Annotated in this window: 16 protein-coding genes (1 of these 16 running past the window's edge); 2 read left to right on the top strand and 14 right to left on the bottom strand. The window is 37.8% G+C overall.

From position 1 onward, the window contains the following. Nucleotides 1-16: 16 nt before the first annotated feature. The 7 genes from prwr041_RS07895 to lptB form a co-directional block, all read right to left on the bottom strand. Nucleotides 17-1444: a peptidylprolyl isomerase gene (locus prwr041_RS07895; RefSeq protein ID WP_207153277.1), complete on the bottom strand. Its 1428-nt coding sequence runs from the start codon at nt 1442-1444 to the stop codon at nt 17-19. A 2-nt stretch (nt 1445-1446) separates the two neighbouring features. Beyond that, nucleotides 1447-2931 (bottom strand): IMP dehydrogenase, encoded by a 1485-nt coding sequence (guaB, locus tag prwr041_RS07890; protein WP_207153276.1) that lies wholly within the window; start codon nt 2929-2931, stop codon nt 1447-1449. Nucleotides 2932-3036: 105 nt separating this feature from the next. Then, entirely contained in the window at nt 3037-5214 is a 2178-nt protein-coding gene (gene recQ / locus prwr041_RS07885; RefSeq protein WP_207153275.1) for a DNA helicase RecQ, read from the bottom strand. A 97-nt stretch (nt 5215-5311) separates the two neighbouring features. Further along, nucleotides 5312-6553 carry an ATP-dependent Clp protease ATP-binding subunit ClpX gene (gene clpX / locus prwr041_RS07880; protein WP_207153274.1) on the bottom strand — a complete coding sequence of 414 codons (1242 nt, stop codon included), beginning with the start codon at nt 6551-6553 and terminating at the stop codon, nt 5312-5314. Nucleotide 6554: 1 nt separating this feature from the next. After that, nucleotides 6555-7220 (bottom strand): ATP-dependent Clp endopeptidase proteolytic subunit ClpP, encoded by a 666-nt coding sequence (gene clpP, locus prwr041_RS07875; protein WP_018464895.1) that lies wholly within the window; start codon nt 7218-7220, stop codon nt 6555-6557. A gap of 173 nt (nt 7221-7393) precedes the next feature. Then, the gene (gene tig, locus prwr041_RS07870; protein ID WP_207153273.1) at nt 7394-8749 is read right to left on the bottom strand and encodes a trigger factor; all 1356 of its coding nucleotides are present in this window, start codon (nt 8747-8749) and stop codon (nt 7394-7396) included. Between the two features lie 161 nt (nt 8750-8910). After that, nucleotides 8911-9729, bottom strand: a complete 819-nt coding sequence (gene lptB, locus prwr041_RS07865) for an LPS export ABC transporter ATP-binding protein (protein WP_207153272.1) — start codon at nt 9727-9729, stop codon at nt 8911-8913. A 134-nt stretch (nt 9730-9863) separates the two neighbouring features. Here lptB and prwr041_RS07860 point away from each other — a divergent pair, with 134 nt between their 5' ends. Next, nucleotides 9864-10622 (top strand): MlaE family ABC transporter permease, encoded by a 759-nt coding sequence (locus prwr041_RS07860; protein WP_207153271.1) that lies wholly within the window; start codon nt 9864-9866, stop codon nt 10620-10622. Beyond that, nucleotides 10619-11386 (top strand): ABC transporter ATP-binding protein, encoded by a 768-nt coding sequence (locus prwr041_RS07855; protein ID WP_207153270.1) that lies wholly within the window; start codon nt 10619-10621, stop codon nt 11384-11386. The genes prwr041_RS07860 and prwr041_RS07855 overlap by 4 nt, the downstream gene beginning before the upstream one ends. Nucleotides 11387-11393: 7 nt before the next feature. Here prwr041_RS07855 and prwr041_RS07850 read toward each other — a convergent pair whose 3' ends face one another. From prwr041_RS07850 to prwr041_RS07820, 7 genes are all read right to left on the bottom strand, one after another. Continuing rightward, entirely contained in the window at nt 11394-11786 is a 393-nt protein-coding gene (locus prwr041_RS07850; RefSeq protein ID WP_207153269.1) for a hypothetical protein, read from the bottom strand. Nucleotides 11787-11831: 45 nt separating this feature from the next. Then, nucleotides 11832-13145 carry a ribosome biogenesis GTPase Der gene (gene der, locus prwr041_RS07845; protein WP_018464901.1) on the bottom strand — a complete coding sequence of 438 codons (1314 nt, stop codon included), beginning with the start codon at nt 13143-13145 and terminating at the stop codon, nt 11832-11834. A 119-nt stretch (nt 13146-13264) separates the two neighbouring features. Next, nucleotides 13265-14146, bottom strand: coding sequence for a GTPase Era (gene era, locus prwr041_RS07840; RefSeq protein WP_207153268.1), 882 nt, complete (start codon nt 14144-14146; stop codon nt 13265-13267). An 88-nt stretch (nt 14147-14234) separates the two neighbouring features. Further along, the gene (locus tag prwr041_RS07835) at nt 14235-15257 is read right to left on the bottom strand and encodes a beta-ketoacyl-ACP synthase III (RefSeq protein ID WP_207153267.1); all 1023 of its coding nucleotides are present in this window, start codon (nt 15255-15257) and stop codon (nt 14235-14237) included. Beyond that, nucleotides 15257-15442, bottom strand: a complete 186-nt coding sequence (gene rpmF, locus prwr041_RS07830; RefSeq protein WP_007135457.1) for a 50S ribosomal protein L32 — start codon at nt 15440-15442, stop codon at nt 15257-15259. The genes prwr041_RS07835 and rpmF overlap by 1 nt, the downstream gene beginning before the upstream one ends. Nucleotides 15443-15468: 26 nt before the next feature. Next, nucleotides 15469-15996, bottom strand: a complete 528-nt coding sequence (locus prwr041_RS07825) for a YceD family protein (RefSeq protein WP_207153266.1) — start codon at nt 15994-15996, stop codon at nt 15469-15471. Nucleotides 15997-16063: 67 nt separating this feature from the next. Next, a protein-coding gene (locus prwr041_RS07820; protein WP_207153265.1) for a sensor histidine kinase crosses the window boundary here: on the bottom strand, nt 16064-17003 show its 3' portion. Its footprint extends 257 nt past the window's final position; only the last 940 of its 1197 coding nucleotides appear in the window; its start codon lies beyond the right edge, outside the window; its stop codon occupies nt 16064-16066.

Below are 17003 nucleotides of genomic sequence, written 5' to 3'. Positions count from 1 at the left end.
TTAAGATATTCAAAGACTAATGCTTATTAACCGTAGCGAGAACAGCATGATTAACGCTAACAGGATATTTCTTGCGTAAAGTCTCAACCCACCCTTTTTCAAGATATTCCTGATAATCATTGACCACCAGTTGACGAACATCAGAAAAGTCTGCAGGAGACTTCAATTTCTTTCCATAAACATTTTCGTATGGATAATCTACAAGATGCTTATATGGTTTATTCTGTTTGAACACAAAATTATCGACCAACAAATTATCTCCTATTTTAAACAGACCCTCGTCAACAAGTATTCGGGCACTATTTTTATTAAATGTTCTTTTCAATATATCTGACCATTCCGAGAAATCCGTTTTACGCAGGATCTTCTTAACAGCTTTCAAATCATCCTTGTATTTTGTATGATAAGCAATACCCTTAAACCTAGGTTGCTCCCATTTATATCTCTTTTTATTCTTCTTGAAATACTTAGATAATGCAGCTTCATCAGTTGCAGCATTCTTCCAAACAGTACGATTACTGATTTCAAACATCAATAGTCCGTCATGATACTCTTTAATAAGATATTTCAAAGAAGGGTCTTCTGACTCCATTTCCTGTGTCTTTTTTTCAAGCACGTCCGACACCGTTACATGCTGTAATTTTGATATAGAATCCAAACGTGCATTAATCATGTTCTCACGAATGCCCCGTTGTTCTATAAACTTTATGATATCATTGCGCAACGAATCATAAGGGAAAAAGTTGCGACTGTCTTTCTTCAATATAATATGGTAACCAACAGGCGACATAAATGGTTTGCTGATCTGCCCCTTTTTAATAGCAAAAGCCTGTTTTTCAAATTCAGGAAAAGTTTGTCCATATTGTATCCATGGTAACTCACCACCATTGACAGCTGATTCTTTATCATCAGAATATTTCTTTGCCAACTGTGCAAAATCAGCCCCATTCAGTAACACTTTATATATAGAATCTATACGTAATTTTGCTGATACGTCTTTTTCCTGCGGGGCACGTTGATTTAGCCTTAAAAGTATATGCGCAACCTTTACAATACCACCGTGTGAGTCTACTCTTTTTTGAATTTCATTGTATAAATGATATGCTTCAGTTTCTATATCAGCATCACTAATTACAGAAGGTCTAATCTGCTTATCCCTATAAGATGCGAACTCGTTTTGATATGACTTCATCATATCTAAATGAGCATCAAGGGCAGCCTCAACCTTAAGCTTATAATTGATGAAAAGGTCAACATAATCATCAACTGATTTTTTATCAATGACTCCGTTAGAATTATTCTTGTTGTAAGAATACTCAAACTCGGAACGCAATATAGGCTTACCATTAATTGTCATTAAAACTGGATCAGCAGACTGCGCAAAAACCATGCTCCCGTTTAGGAGCATGGCTGTTAACACTGATATAGTTTTTTTACATCTCATTATTATTCTGGACGAGAATAGTTTGGAGCCTCACTGGTGATAGTGATATCATGTGGATGACTCTCTAATACACCGGCATTTGTAATACGAGCGAATTTCGCATTATGCAACGTATCAATAGAGTTTGCACCACAATAACCCATACCAGAACGCAAACCACCCATGAGTTGGTAAATTACCTCTTGAACAGTTCCCTTGTAAGGAACTCTACCAGCAATACCTTCTGGAACTAGTTTATTTGCTTCCTTTATATCATTCTGGAAATAACGGTCACGAGAACCGTTCTTCTGTTCCATGGCTTCCAAAGAACCCATTCCACGATAACTCTTAAACTTACGACCGTTAAAGATAATTGTTTCACCTGGACTTTCTTCAGTTCCAGCTACAAGTGAGCCTATCATCACACAACTTCCTCCAGCTGCAAGAGCCTTGACTATATCACCAGAATAACGGAGTCCACCATCTGCAATCAAAGGAACACCAGTTCCCTTTAGTGCTGAACAAACGTCATACACAGCACTAAGCTGTGGTACACCAACACCAGCAACAACACGTGTTGTACAAATCGAACCAGGACCGATGCCAACCTTAACTGCATCAGCACCATTATCAACAAGATATTTGGCTGCTGCACCAGTTGCAACATTACCAACGACAACATCTACGTTAGGGAAAGCAGCCTTAACCTGCTTTAGTTTTTCGACAACGCCCTTTGAATGTCCATGAGCAGTGTCAACAACAATAGCATCTACACCTGCTTCAACCAAAGCTTTGGCACGATCCATAGTATCAACAGTAACACCAACACCAGCTGCTACACGAAGACGTCCCTTTTCGTCCTTACAAGCCATTGGCTTATCCTTTGCCTTAGTAATATCTTTATATGTGATAAGACCAACAAGATGATTCTCGTTGTCTACAACAGGAAGTTTTTCTATTTTATGCTCTTGTAATATCTGTGCAGCAGCAACAAGGTCAGTCTGCAAATGTGTTGTTACAAGATTTTCTTTTGTCATAACGTCATCAATCAACTTATCCATGTGACGCTCAAAACGCAAATCACGATTTGTAACGATGCCAACAAGATGATTATCTTCATCAACAACTGGAATACCTCCAATATGATAATCATGCATCATATCAAGTGCATCTTTCACTGTACTACCACGACGAATCGTGACAGGAGCATAAATCATTCCATTCTCGGCACGCTTGACAATTGCGACCTGACGTGCTTGGTCTTCAATTGTCATGTTCTTATGAATAACACCTATACCTCCTTCACGAGCAATAGCTATTGCCATTGAAGCTTCGGTAACAGTATCCATAGCTGCGGTCACAAATGGAACATTCAAACTGATGTTACGTGTGAACTTGGTTTTTAACTCTACCTCTTTAGGTAGTACCTCTGAGTAAGCAGGGATTAGAAGGACGTCGTCAAAAGTAAGGCCGTCCATTACAATTTTATCTGCAACAAATGATGACATATTGTAACTTTAAAAATTTATTGCGTGCAAATATAGTAATAATTTTCCACATGGGTACTATACGTTCACCATTTTATTATTGAATTAATGCTATTTAACGTCAGTTTAGTTTGCCATTTCAGATAAAAATTTAATCCTTACAAGACGAATTTCATCTTCTGAATAATCTTCGCCCAACTCTTCTATCGCATCCTCTAGATTATCGGTTTCACTCTCATTGAAATAATCATAGATATCGTCTATATGATCATCGTCTATAACATCTTCAATGAAATAATCAATATTTATTTTAGTTCCACTATATACTATTGCCTCAATTTCATCTAGGAGTTCTGGAAGCTCCATACCTAAGGCATCAGCAAGATCATCTAGTGCAACCTGGCGGTCTATGCTCTGTATTATCTTTACTTTCGTTACACTTTTCTTCGCAACAGTACGCACACGAAGTTCCTCTGCACGCTCAATACCGTTATCGTCACAATGACGCTTAATCAATTGAAGGAATTCTTTACCATATCGTTTTGCCTTACCAGCTCCGACTCCTTGAATCTGTTGCAGTTCTTCATTCGTAATAGGGTACATTGTAGCCATTTGCTCCAAAGACTGGTCCTGAAAAATAACATACCCTGGAATATTAAGTTTCTGAGCCATACTCTTACGAAGGTTCTTTAACATTATAAACAGTTCCGGATCAAGTGCCGCTGCTACAGATTCTCCGCTTTCTTCCTCATAATCATCCTTAAATTCATTATCCATTACAATAAAGAATTTCTCAGGATTTTTTATAAAGCGTCTACCGGCTGCAGTAACCTTTAATAATCCGTAGTTTTCAACATCTTTTTTAAGATAGCCTGCTATAAGTGCCTGACGGATGACAGGATTCCATAATTTTGGATTTTCGTCTTCACCTGAGCCGAACTCTTCTAATTGATCATGATGATGAGACACGATATCATCTGTTCCGCGTCCTTTGACAAAATCTATAATATATTCCTGACGGAAGTTTTCTTTTATTGCTAGGATTGACTTCAACACCACTAACAAATCCTTACTGGCTTCTATTTTATCTTTCGGGTGAAGACAATTATCGCAATTGTGGCAATTTTCCTTATTATACTCCTCGCCAAAATAATGAAGTAACATTTTGCGACGGCAAACAGAAGATTCCGCATAAGCAGCTGTTTCCTGAAGTAATTGTCTACCTATATCCTGTTCGGCAACAGGTTTACCCTCCATGAATTTCTCTAATTTTTTAAGGTCTTTCTGTGCATAGAAAGCTATACATATACCTTCCCCTCCATCACGGCCTGCACGACCTGTTTCCTGATAATATCCCTCAAGACTTTTTGGTATATCATAATGTATTACGAAGCGCACATCTGGCTTATCTATGCCCATACCAAAAGCTATTGTAGCGACAATTACATCAATACGTTCCATCAGGAAATCATCCTGAGTTTGTGAGCGTGTTGAACTGTCAAGTCCTGCATGATATGGAGATGCCTTTATTTCATTTGTCTTGAGCACTTCAGAAAGTTCTTCAACCTTTTTTCGAGAAAGACAATATATGATACCACTCTTACCTTCATGCTGTTTGATAAATTTGATAATTTGTTTATCAATATCCTGTGTTTTAGGACGCACCTCATAATATAGATTAGCTCTATTAAAAGAACTTTTGAATTCCTTTGCATCAGAGATGCCAAGGTTTTTCTTTATATCGGTACGTACTTTGTCTGTTGCAGTTGCAGTAAGCGCTATTACGGGAGCATTACCTATCTTACCTATTGTCGGTCTGATATTTCTGTACTCTGGGCGGAAATCGTGTCCCCACTCAGAAATACAATGCGCCTCATCAATAGCATAAAATGATATCTTCACTGATTTAAGAAACTCAACATTTTCTTCCTTGTTAAGAGATTCCGGGGCTACATAAAGCAACTTCGTAACACCACTTTTTACATCATCCATAACCTGTTGTATAGATGCTTTATTTAGTGATGAGTTCAAATAATGTGCGACTCCTGATTCCTCACTCATACCATTGATAACATCAACTTGATTTTTCATCAACGCTATAAGAGGAGAAATAACGATAGCCGTACCTTCCATTATCAAAGAAGGTAATTGATAACATAAACTTTTACCTCCGCCAGTAGGCATAAGCACAAACGTGTCATTACCATCCAACAGATTATTGATAATAGCTTCCTGGTCGCCTTTGAACTTGTCAAAGCCGAAATAATGTTTGAGTTGCTGTGTAAGATTAACTTCCTTTGTCATATAACAAGTAGTTTCTTAATCCATTATATTAGATTTTGTCTTTCATTTAATTGCAGCTGGCAATGTCTATTACCAGCTGCAATATATTTTTTATATATTATGCAGTTTCTAATTTCTGCAAATGAGACTTATCAAGTTGAGCCTTAGCATAGTCCAAAGTGACTGTAAAGCTCTTTGTTCGCTTTGAAGGGATTTCAAACATCGCATCCATCATTATAGATTCAACGATAGATCTCAAGCCGCGGGCACCCAACTTATATTCCACAGCTTTTTCAACGATGAAATTCAATGTATCTTCATTAAATTCTAGTTTTATTCCATCCATATCAAATAGTTTTTCATACTGTTTGATAATAGAATTCTTGGGCTCTACTAGTATGCGTCGAAGTGCATCATGATCAAGCGGATTAAGATAGGTAAGAACAGGAAGACGACCTATTATCTCAGGGATAAGTCCAAACGACTTCAAGTCCATAGGCTGTACATACTTCATAAGATCAGCCTTATCTATTTTACTAACATTCTGCACAGAATTATATCCCACGACATGAGCATTCATCCTTTGTGCGATTTTACGTTCTATACCGTCGAAAGCTCCACCGCAAATAAACAGAATATTCTTTGTATCCACATGGATATAATCTTGATCAGGGTGTTTGCGACCTCCCTTTGGTGGAACATTAACCATAGTGCCTTCTAAAAGTTTCAACAATCCTTGTTGAACACCCTCACCACTAACGTCACGAGTTATTGAAGGATTATCGCTTTTGCGTGCGATCTTATCTATCTCATCAATAAATACTATTCCACGTTCTGTTGCCGCTACATTATAATCAGCAACTTGTAGCAGACGACTTAAAATACTTTCGACATCCTCACCAACATATCCTGCTTCTGTAAAAACGGTAGCATCTACAATGGTGAAAGGTACATCAAGCATCTTCGCAATGGTACGTGCCAAAAGAGTCTTACCAGTTCCAGTACTTCCAACCATTATTATGTTGCTCTTTTCAATTTCCACACCATTATCATCTACAGGTTGTTGCAGACGCTTGTAATGGTTATATACGGAAACAGAAAGGAAACGCTTAGCCTCGTCCTGTCCGATAATATACTCGTCAAGATATTTTTTTATATCTTTCGGTTTAGGAACCTTATTAATCTTGAAAGAGTTTTCTTTTCCTCCATTATGCTGTTCTTCGTCTGCCAAGCCCGCACTTTGTACTATTTCATAAGCCTGATGCGCGCAATTCTCGCAGATATAACCATTTAGCCCAGTTATAAGCAGCTTAACTTCGTTCTCGCCCCTTCCGCAGAAACTACATACCTTTTTTGTCATATTATTTCTTACGTATCAATACATCATCAATCATACCATATTCTTTAGCTTCATCGGCATTCATCCAATAGTTTCTGTCACTATCCTGCCATACCTTATCAAAAGGAGTATGAGAATGATTTGATATTATTGTATAAAGTTCTTTCTTAAATTTTTGTATTTCCTTAGCCTCTATTTCAATATCAGAAGCCTGACCTTGCACACCACCCAACGGCTGATGAATCATCACGCGACTATGAGTAAGTGCAGAGCGCTTTCCTTCTTGACCAGAGACCAGCAAAACTGCAGCCATAGATGCTGCCATACCTGTACATATAGTAGCAACATCACTGCTAATAAACTGCATTGTATCATAAATACCAAGTCCAGCAGTCACACTACCACCAGGGCTATTAATATAAATAGATATATCCTTACCACTATCTACAGAATCCAAATAAAGGAGTTGTGCCTGTAGAGTATTGGCAGTATAATCATCAATCTCTGTTCCTAGGAAGATTATACGATCCATCATAAGGCGTGAGAACACATCCATCTGGGTAACATTCAACTGACGTTCCTCAAGAATGTATGGATTCAGATACTGAGACTGTGCTTTCATCACGTCATCAAGTGCCATACCATTCATGCCTAAATGCTTAGTAGCATATTTTCTAAAATCATTCATAATATAAAATATCGTTCATTTAAAGATAAAAAAAGAGAGGCTATCGCCCTTTTGTTATATCTATCTTGCAAATATGATGCCAACGATGAACGTTAGACGATCTTTACATAGACAAAGATAATAAAAAAAGACGATAACCTCTTTATAAAAGAAGTTTTTTTTTCAAAAAACTATTATTCTTGCATCATTTTATTGAAGTCGTCAAGGCTTATTTCCTTTTCGTTAAGTTTTACTGAATCTTTCAATGCAACAACAAGCTTGCGATCTACTGCGCGATCAACAATTCCGTCAACATTTTCTTTCTTCTTAAGGATTTCCTTAGCGTAGTTCTCAACATACTCATCAGGAACATTATTCATGCCATACTGAGCGAACTGCGTGCGAGCTGTTTCCTTTGCTGCATCCAATATGTCTGCATCATCAACCTTGATATCACGAGCTGCAACCAACTGTTCCTTAATCATGTGCCATGTAAGTTCAGTGATGCTTTGTTCGTAGTTCTTTTCAACAAACTCTTCACCCTTATCACTATTGTTATTCAACATGATGCGCTTAAGCAAAGCATCTGGGTATTCAAGTTTACCAACCTTCTTCTCGCAATAAGCACGAACATCAAGAATAAACTTATAATCAGCATCAACAGCAAGCTGTTCCTTAAGTCCTTCAGCAATCTTGTTGCGGAATTCCTCTTCGTTCTTTACAGTATCATTACCGAACAACTGATCAAAAAGTTCCTGGTTTACCTCATGCTTCTTAAAGCGCTGGATCTCTGTAATCTGATAACTGAAATCAGCAGTAAGTTCCTTTGCAGCTTCACGCTCAATCTTCAACAATGAAGATATTTCTGTATCATTCTCAGGGTAAGCCTTCTTTGGATTGAATGTTATTACATCACCAAGTTTAGCACCTTCAAACAGTTTCTTCTGATCGTCAACCTTAATATATTCAGGCATTAAGACAGCACTCTCTACAGTTATGCCACCTTCTTTTGTATTACCGTTCTCATCAAGTTCGCGGATATCACCCTTAAGCATATCATTGCCTTCGAATGCTTCAACCTTATCGTAACTGCCAGCGCGTGAAGCAAACATGTCAACCTGGCGGTCGATAAGTGCATCATCAACAGTAATTGTATAATGGTCAAGTTTGTTATGACCATCAAGAACCATCTTAAATTCAGGAGCAACAGCTATATCAAAAACGAAAGTGAAATTAGTGCCTTTTTCCAAATCCTGTGGTTCCTGCTTCTCTGAAGGAAGTGGCTCACCAAGCATTTGAATTTTGTTATCGTTTACATACTTGTAAATCTGCTCACCAATAAGTTTGTTGATAGCATCCATCTTTGCAGATGTGCCAAACTGTTTCTTTACGAGACCCATAGGAACCATACCAGGACGGAAACCAGGGTAATTAGCCTTCTTACGATAATCTTTTAATGCTTTCTCGACATTCTCTTTGTAATCAGCTTCTTCGACAGTAATAGTCAACAGACCATTGATCTTGTCAGGATTTTCAAATGAAATATTCATCTTCTGATGTTTTTGTTATATTATTATTTTTTTATTGTTTGGCAATTTTCGGACCGCAAAATTACTGATAATTAGCGAATATACCTAATATATAAAAGAAAAATTTGTTTTTTTAACCATACCTACACGATACATTCTTCTTACCCAGAATACATTCAATTTTAATCAGTATGTGATTTCAAATCATTTTCTTCTTCTATTTGCTCTTCCAAAGCCTCGTCCTCTTCATTAGGCTTAAATCTGCGATATACGAAATTCTCACTAAGATAATTTTTTCTTACTATTGGATTCGCAGCCAATTCCTCTGAAGAACCATGAAAAAGTATTCTACCTTCGAAAAGCAAATAAGCTCTATCGGTGATAGACAAAGTTTCTTGCACATTATGATCGGTAATAAGAATTCCGATATTGCGATATTTCAAGCGCCACACAATATGTTGTATATCCTCTACGGCAATTGGGTCGACACCGGCAAAAGGCTCATCAAGCATAATAAACTTAGGATTTATTGCAAGACAGCGCGCTATTTCCGTACGACGACGTTCTCCACCAGAAAGCTGATCACCTTTATTTTTACGAACCTTTGTCAGACGAAATTCTCTTATTAGACTTTCAAGTTTTTCTAGTTGTTGTTCATGAGACAGCTTAGTCATTTCCAACACCGACATAATATTGTCTTCAACACTCATTTTTCTGAACACACTGGCCTCCTGTGGAAGATAACCAATACCAGCTCGGGCACGTTTATACACAGGATAATCCGTAATCTCAGTATCATCCATATACACATGTCCCTCATTTGGAACAACCAGACCAGTCGTCATATAGAAAGAAGTAGTCTTACCCGCACCGTTAGGTCCAAGAAGTCCGACTATCTCACCTTGTTTCACATTTATGCTCACGCCATTAGCAACTGTACGCTTGCCATAACGCTTCACAAGTCCTTCCGTACGAAGGGTCGTAAGCTTTGTTTCGTCCATAAATCCATGAATTTGGATGCAAAGTTAATTTAAATCACCATGAATACAAAATAAAAAAACAAAAACTATTCTCAATATTGCAGTTTTTTAGAGAAATTTGGTTACTTTTGCAACAAACAACAAAGGATAATAACATGTTTATAATTAAATTATTATATAAATATCTCACGACATTTGGTGACTACCTTATTCTTATTGGGCATTCTTTATCTCGTCCAGAAAGAATGAGAATGTTTTTCAAGCAGTACATAAAAGAGATGTCCCAACTTGGAGTCAATTCTATTGGTATTGTTTTGCTTATATCTTTTTTCATCGGTGCAGTTATATGTATACAGATGAAAGTAAATATCCAAAGTCCATGGATGCCACGCTGGGTATCAGGATATACCACTCGCGAGATTATGCTTCTTGAATTTTCGAGTAGCATCATGTGCCTTATCCTTGCAGGAAAAGTTGGTTCTAACATTGCTTCTGAATTAGGGACAATGCGTGTCACACAACAGATTGACGCACTTGATATAATGGGAGTTAACTCGGCAAGCTATCTTATTCTTCCAAAAATTATGGGATTGATGACGATCATGCCATTTCTTGTTATTTTTAGCTCTGCCATGGGCATTGTTGGAGCTTATGGCACAGCATACCTCGGTCACATGCTTTCTCCTGATGACCTGACACTTGGAATACAGCATGCTTTTAATCCATGGTTCATGTGGATGAGCATCATTAAAAGTATGTTTTTTGCATACATCATAGCTAGTGTCTCATCATTCTTTGGATATACCGTTAAAGGAGGATCCATTGATGTTGGAAAAGCCAGCACCGACGCTGTTGTTAGTAGCAGTGTTCTTATTTTATTTTCCGATGTATTCCTCACACAGTTATTATCATGATTGAAGTACAACATTTATATAAGTCTTTTGAAGACAAGTCTGTTCTAAACGACATTAATGCAGTATTCGATAACGGAAAGACCAACCTAATTATCGGACAGAGCGGTAGCGGAAAAACAGTTTTAATGAAGAACTTAGTAGGATTGCTAAATCCAACTAGCGGTAAAGTGCTATACGACAATCGCGATTTCATAACAATGAGTAAAAATGAGAAAGTCATGATGAGACGCGAAATGGGAATGATTTTCCAAAGTGCAGCTCTCTTCGATTCTCTCACCGTATTGGAAAACGTGATGTTCCCATTAGACATGTTTTCTAGTATGAATTATAAGGAACGTGTAAAAAGAGCACAGGAGTGCCTAGACAGAGTAAACCTTATTGATGCACAGCAAAAATTCCCTGGAGAATTATCAGGAGGTATGCAGAAGCGTGTTGCAATAGCAAGAGCTATTGTCTTGAATCCAAAATATCTTTTCTGCGACGAACCTAATTCCGGACTTGATCCTAAGACATCTCTTGTTATTGATGAATTGTTATCAGGAATAACAAAAGAATACAGTATGACAACTATCATCAATACCCATGACATGAATTCAGTTATGGCCATTGGTGAAAACATATTGTTTATCTATAAAGGTAATAAGGAATGGCAAGGCACTAAAGACGACATCATGAGCAATACAAATGAAAAGCTCAACGACCTTGTCTTCGCCAGTGACCTATTTAGAAAGGTAAAGAAGGCAGAAATGGCTGAAGGAAAATAATAAGTCTTTATCGCATATACCAAATGCCCTTGCGCTTAACCATTGGTACGGCTACTTGTTCAGTTGTCTTGTCACCATAAGTAAGCAAAAGATATGCATCTCCGGTATTATGTATAGTATCAACTTTTGCGTCAGACACTGCTATTTTCTTGATTCCTTTATGGTCTTCTTGCTGCTGTCCAACAAACATCTTAGCATTTGCAACCAACTGCTCTCGATAATTATCAGGTATACGATCAGGTTGATTCATTCCGTCAACAAAAGCGTCATAATCACCATTCAACAAGTAGTCATAATATATCTTAGCGGTTTTCCCAACAATCTCACTAGGATCTTTCTTCTGTGAACCACATGAGAATAAAACTGCGACAAGCAGTAATATATAGAATATCTTTTTCATAATATAAAAATACCCCTCATCATAAAAGATGAGGGTGATTCTTTTTTATTTTTGTCTGATAAAAATATTTATTGGACATCCGTGCATACTCCAAGTCTCACGTATTTTATTTTCAAGGAAACGACGATAATTTTCCTTTACATACTGAGGAAGGTTAGCATAGAACACGAATGAAGGAATCTGAGTATTTGGCAACTGTGTACAATATTTTATCTTTATATACTTGCCCTTTAGACTCTGAGGAGGATTTGCCTCTATGATTGGCAACATTACCTCATTGAGCTTAGAAGTTCCAACATGTGCTTTGCGGTTAAGATATACTTCCTTAGCAGTCTCCAAAACTTTAAATATTCTCTGTTTTGTTATTGCTGAAACAAATATTATTGGGAAGTCAATAAATGGAGCCATACGACTACGTATCGCTGCCTCAAAAGTATCAATCACCTTTTGACTCTTATCCTCTACAAGGTCCCATTTGTTTACAACTAAAACAAGACTCTTGTTATTTTTCTGAATAAGTTGGAATATGTTCATATCCTGAGCTTCTATACCACGAGTTGCGTCTATCATAAGTATGCAGACATCACTGTTTTCTATAGAACGGATAGAACGCATGACGCTATAAAATTCCAAGTCCTCACTAACTTTGTTTTTCTTACGGATACCAGCGGTGTCTACAAGATAGAAATCAAAGCCAAACTTGTCATAACGTGTATAAATACTATCTCTTGTAGTACCAGCTATTTCTGTTACGATATTTCTATCCTCACCTATGAAAGCATTTACGATACTACTTTTTCCTGCATTTGGTCTGCCGACTACAGCGAAACGAGGAATATCATCCTCGACAATCTCAGGATTTTCCTGAGGCAGTTTGTCAATAACCAAATCCAACAAGTCACCTGATCCACCACCAGTTGCAGCACTGATACACTGAGGTTCACCCAATCCCAATTTATAGAATTCAGCAGCTTCATAGTATTCTCCGCTATTGTCAACTTTATTAGCAACAAGGATTACAGGAAGTTTTGCACGACGCAATATTGTCGCAACATCCTCATCCCAGTCTGTCACACCTGTTGTTACATCAACCATGAACAAGACAAGGTCTGCCTCTTCAGTAGCTAATAAAACCTGGCGACGAATAGCATCCTCAAAGATATCATCTGAATTTACGACCCAACCACCAGTATCTACTACTGAAAATTCTTTTGAGCCCCAAGAGCATTTACCATATTGACGGTCTCTTGTGGTACCTGCGGTATCACTTACGATAGCACGGCGTGATTGTGTCAAACGATTAAAAAGCGTAGACTTTCCCACATTCGGGCGTCCTACAATTGCAACTAAATTTGCCATAAATTTGTTTTATTTCTGAAGTTATACATTCTTCGGCCCTCCTAAAGGAGAGTTTGCTCTCATTCCATTCAGAGCCAAAAGTAATATTATTAATCAGCTCACAAGTGAGCCTATTATGATTATTCTGGGTTATATCCAAAGCTTTCAAGTTCCCTCTGCGATGATCGCCAGTCCTTGTCAACCTTAACAAAAGTCTCAAGATAAATTGTCTTATCAAAGAATCTCTCCAAAGCCTTGCGTGATTCTGTATTTACCTTTTTCAACGCAACTCCTTGATGACCAATAATTATACCTTTTTGACTATCTCTCTCTACATATATCACTGCATTTATATGTATTTTACGTTCATCTTCCTTGAATTGTTCAACTCTGACTTCCACACTATAAGGAATTTCCTTATCATAATAAAGAAGAATTTTCTCGCGGATGATTTCACTTACAAAGAATTTAGCCGGTTTATCTGTCAACTGCTCCTTATCAAAATAAGCAGGAGATTCTGGGAGTAATTCCTGTATACGTTTTAGCAAAATATCTACACCAAACTTATTCTTTGCAGAAAGAGGCAATATTTCAGCATTTGGAAGTAGAGCATGCCAGTTCTCTACCAAGTCACCAAGTTTTTTTTGGTCACTCTCGTCTATCTTGTTTATCAGCAGTAATACAGGAATAGACATTTTCTTTACCTTTTCTAGAAAGTCAAGGTTTTTCTCAGGGGTTTCAACCACATCGGTTACATAAAGCAAGATATCAGCATCATTAAGAGCTGACTCCGAGAAAGCCAACATCATTTCCTGCATCTTGTAGTTTGGTTTCAAGACTCCAGGTGTATCAGAAAAGACGATCTGGCAATCGTCAGAATTAACGATACCCATGATACGATGACGAGTAGTCTGCGCTTTAAATGTAGCGATACTTATGCGTTCGCCTACAAGTTGGTTCATCAGAGTACTCTTACCAACGTTTGGATTTCCCACTATATTTACAAAACCTGCCTTATGCATACTATTTACTGTTTATAACAAACAAAAGAAACGCATTCTTTCTAAAAATGAGAAGGATGCGTTTCATTATCATTTTGACTTAAAGTCGTTATTTCGTTGACGCTGAAGAGGTTCCACCGTCATAAGCCCACTTATAATAAGATGCACCATGAACGAAACCGGCTCCAAATGCCGTAAAGATGACATTATCACCTCTCTTAAGGTTGCTTTCATGATCCCAAAGTGCCAAAGGAATTGTTGCCGCACTGGTATTACCATAATGCTCAATATTCACAACGACTTTCTCCATAGGAATTCCAGCTCGCTTTGTTACAGCTTCAATGATTCTTAGATTTGCCTCGTGAGGAACAACCCAATCAACATCTTCAGCCTTCAAATTATTCTTTTCCATTATCTTAGTAACGTCGTCACTCATATCAGTAACAGCATAACGGAATACCGTACGACCTTCCTGATAAAGATAATGCAAACGATGATCTACAGTAAAATGAGAAGGAGGACAAACAGAACCACCAGCCTTCATGTGTAGGAAAGGAAGTCCCTGACCATCTGTACGAAGGTATGAATTCTGCACACCGTAACCATCATCATCACTTGCTTCCACCAATACGGCTCCCGCACCATCACCAAACAAAACACAAGTCTGACGATCAGTATAGTCAACTAATGAAGACATCTTATCTGCACCGATAACGATTATCTTCTTATATCGACCACTCTGTATCATCGCAGCTGCGACGTCAAGTGAATAAAGGAATCCACAGCAAGCAGCCTCGAAGTCAAATGCAAATGCATTTTTCAAGCCTAGCTTTCCCAATACGATTGAGGCTGTAGATGGAAATTTATAATCTGGGGTAGTAGTGGTAACGATGAGTGCGTCAATAGAATCTGGATCTACTCCTGTTTTCTGAATCAGCTGTTTTGCAGCCTTACGTGCCAGATAACTGGTACCAAGTCCTTCTTCAGTGAGTATTCGGCGTTCTTTGATGCCCACGCGAGTGGTGATCCACTCATCAGTTGTATCTACCATACGCGACAACTCCTCATTATTGAGGACATAGTCTGGCACATAGCCACCAACCCCGGTGATTATCGCGTTGATTTTGCCCATTATTCTGCTACTTCCTTAACAACAGCAACCTTGCCTCTATAATAACCGCAAGTTGGACATACTGTGTGATAAACATAGTAAGCGCCACAATTTGGGCATACTGCCAATGTAGGAGCTACTGCCTTATCATGAGTTCTTCTCTTAAGTGTACGAGTCTTTGACTGTCTTCTTTTAGGATGTGCCATAATTTTTAAATCTTTTAATTTTAATTTTAATCTTCAATTTTTAAATTAGAAAGCGCTGCCCAACGTGGATCTACATCATTCTCAATTTCTTCCCCACTACTTCGGGTAGCAGAATGCTCTTGGAGCTTCTTTATCATAGCCGGGTTGCATTTTCCAGGTGCATGCACGTGCTTGATGGGAATATTAAGTTCAGTAAATTCATAAATGAACCATGCGACATCAAGTATTCCTTCGTCCTCGACTACCGTCACAAGGTCATCATCTTCTGAGTAGTTTTCTCCAAATTTAGCAGCAAGGCGATTATCGGTATCAATCTTCTGCTCCATGTCATCAAGACATAAATCACAAGGAACCATCACCGAACCTTCAATATGGAAATTCAAGTCATAATAGTCATTAGTTCTGTTAACCAACAAACTAACATGCAAATTGCCCCGTTGCACTTCCGTCGTCTCTAAAGACTCAAAAAACGCATCATCAAGCTCAAACTCAAAAGGCGTCGCGCCCTGTTCCAAGCTCTTTAGGTCAATTTTTAAGGATTCTAAATTTACCATACGGGTTGCAAAGTTACGAATATTTTCTGATATATAACAATTAAAAGGCAAAAAAATTAGTTTTTTACTAATCCGCTGATGATAAACTTATTAGCTTTGGGTTATTAGGGAGTTCTATACAAAACACGGTTCCTTTTCCCACATCTGAATACTTAACAAATATTTTGCCTTTATGGTAGTCTTCTACTATTCTTTTTGCTAATGACAAACCGAGCCCCCACCCTCTTTTCTTTGTTGTGAATCCTGGACAAAACACATTACTAATATCTTTAGACTTTATGCCCTTACCGGTATCTGATATTTCTATTGACACTATATCTGTAAATTCTGTTACCTTTACTGTTATTGTCCCTTTTATCCCACTCAATGAGTCAATAGCATTTTTAAACAGATTTTCCACAACCCATTCAAATAGAGACGTATTAAGCATAATAACAACGTCATGATCTGGCAAATCCCTTATCAGATTGATACTGCTAGGAATCCGTTTTTCCATATAATCAATAACATGATTAAGTACATCTATCAAGTTTACAGAACATAAAGCTGGTAAAGAACCTATTTTTGAAAATCTTTCAGCTATAATCTGCAAGCGTTTCACATCTTTTTCCATCTCAGGCACCAAAGGCTCTTTGGGATAGTCTTCTTTAAAAATCTCAATCCATGCAAGAAGACTAGATATTGGAGTACCAAGCTGATGAGCCGTTTCCTTACTCAGTCCAACCCAAATCATGTTATGTTCAGCCTTTTTTGAAGCTAACAAAGCAAATATCACTATTGCAACAAATATAAAGACTACGCCCAATTGGACATAAGGATAATAAGCAAGCCTTTTCAGAATAACAGAATCGTCATAGCAAACATCAATATAATCATGTGTGCGATCATCAATAGAAATTCTAACAAACCTACCTGAGCCTTTCATTATTGCCGCTCTACGTGTTGCATCTCTGAGACTGTCAGCATAGTTTCTTCCTTTCAAGTCAACATTTCTAAATATCTGTGCT

This window comes from Prevotella herbatica (genome assembly GCF_017347605.1).
Classification (GTDB): Bacteria; Bacteroidota; Bacteroidia; order Bacteroidales; family Bacteroidaceae; genus Prevotella; species Prevotella herbatica.
The sequence above is the reverse complement of the archived record's forward strand: the minus strand, read 5'-3'. Positions and strand labels throughout refer to the sequence as shown.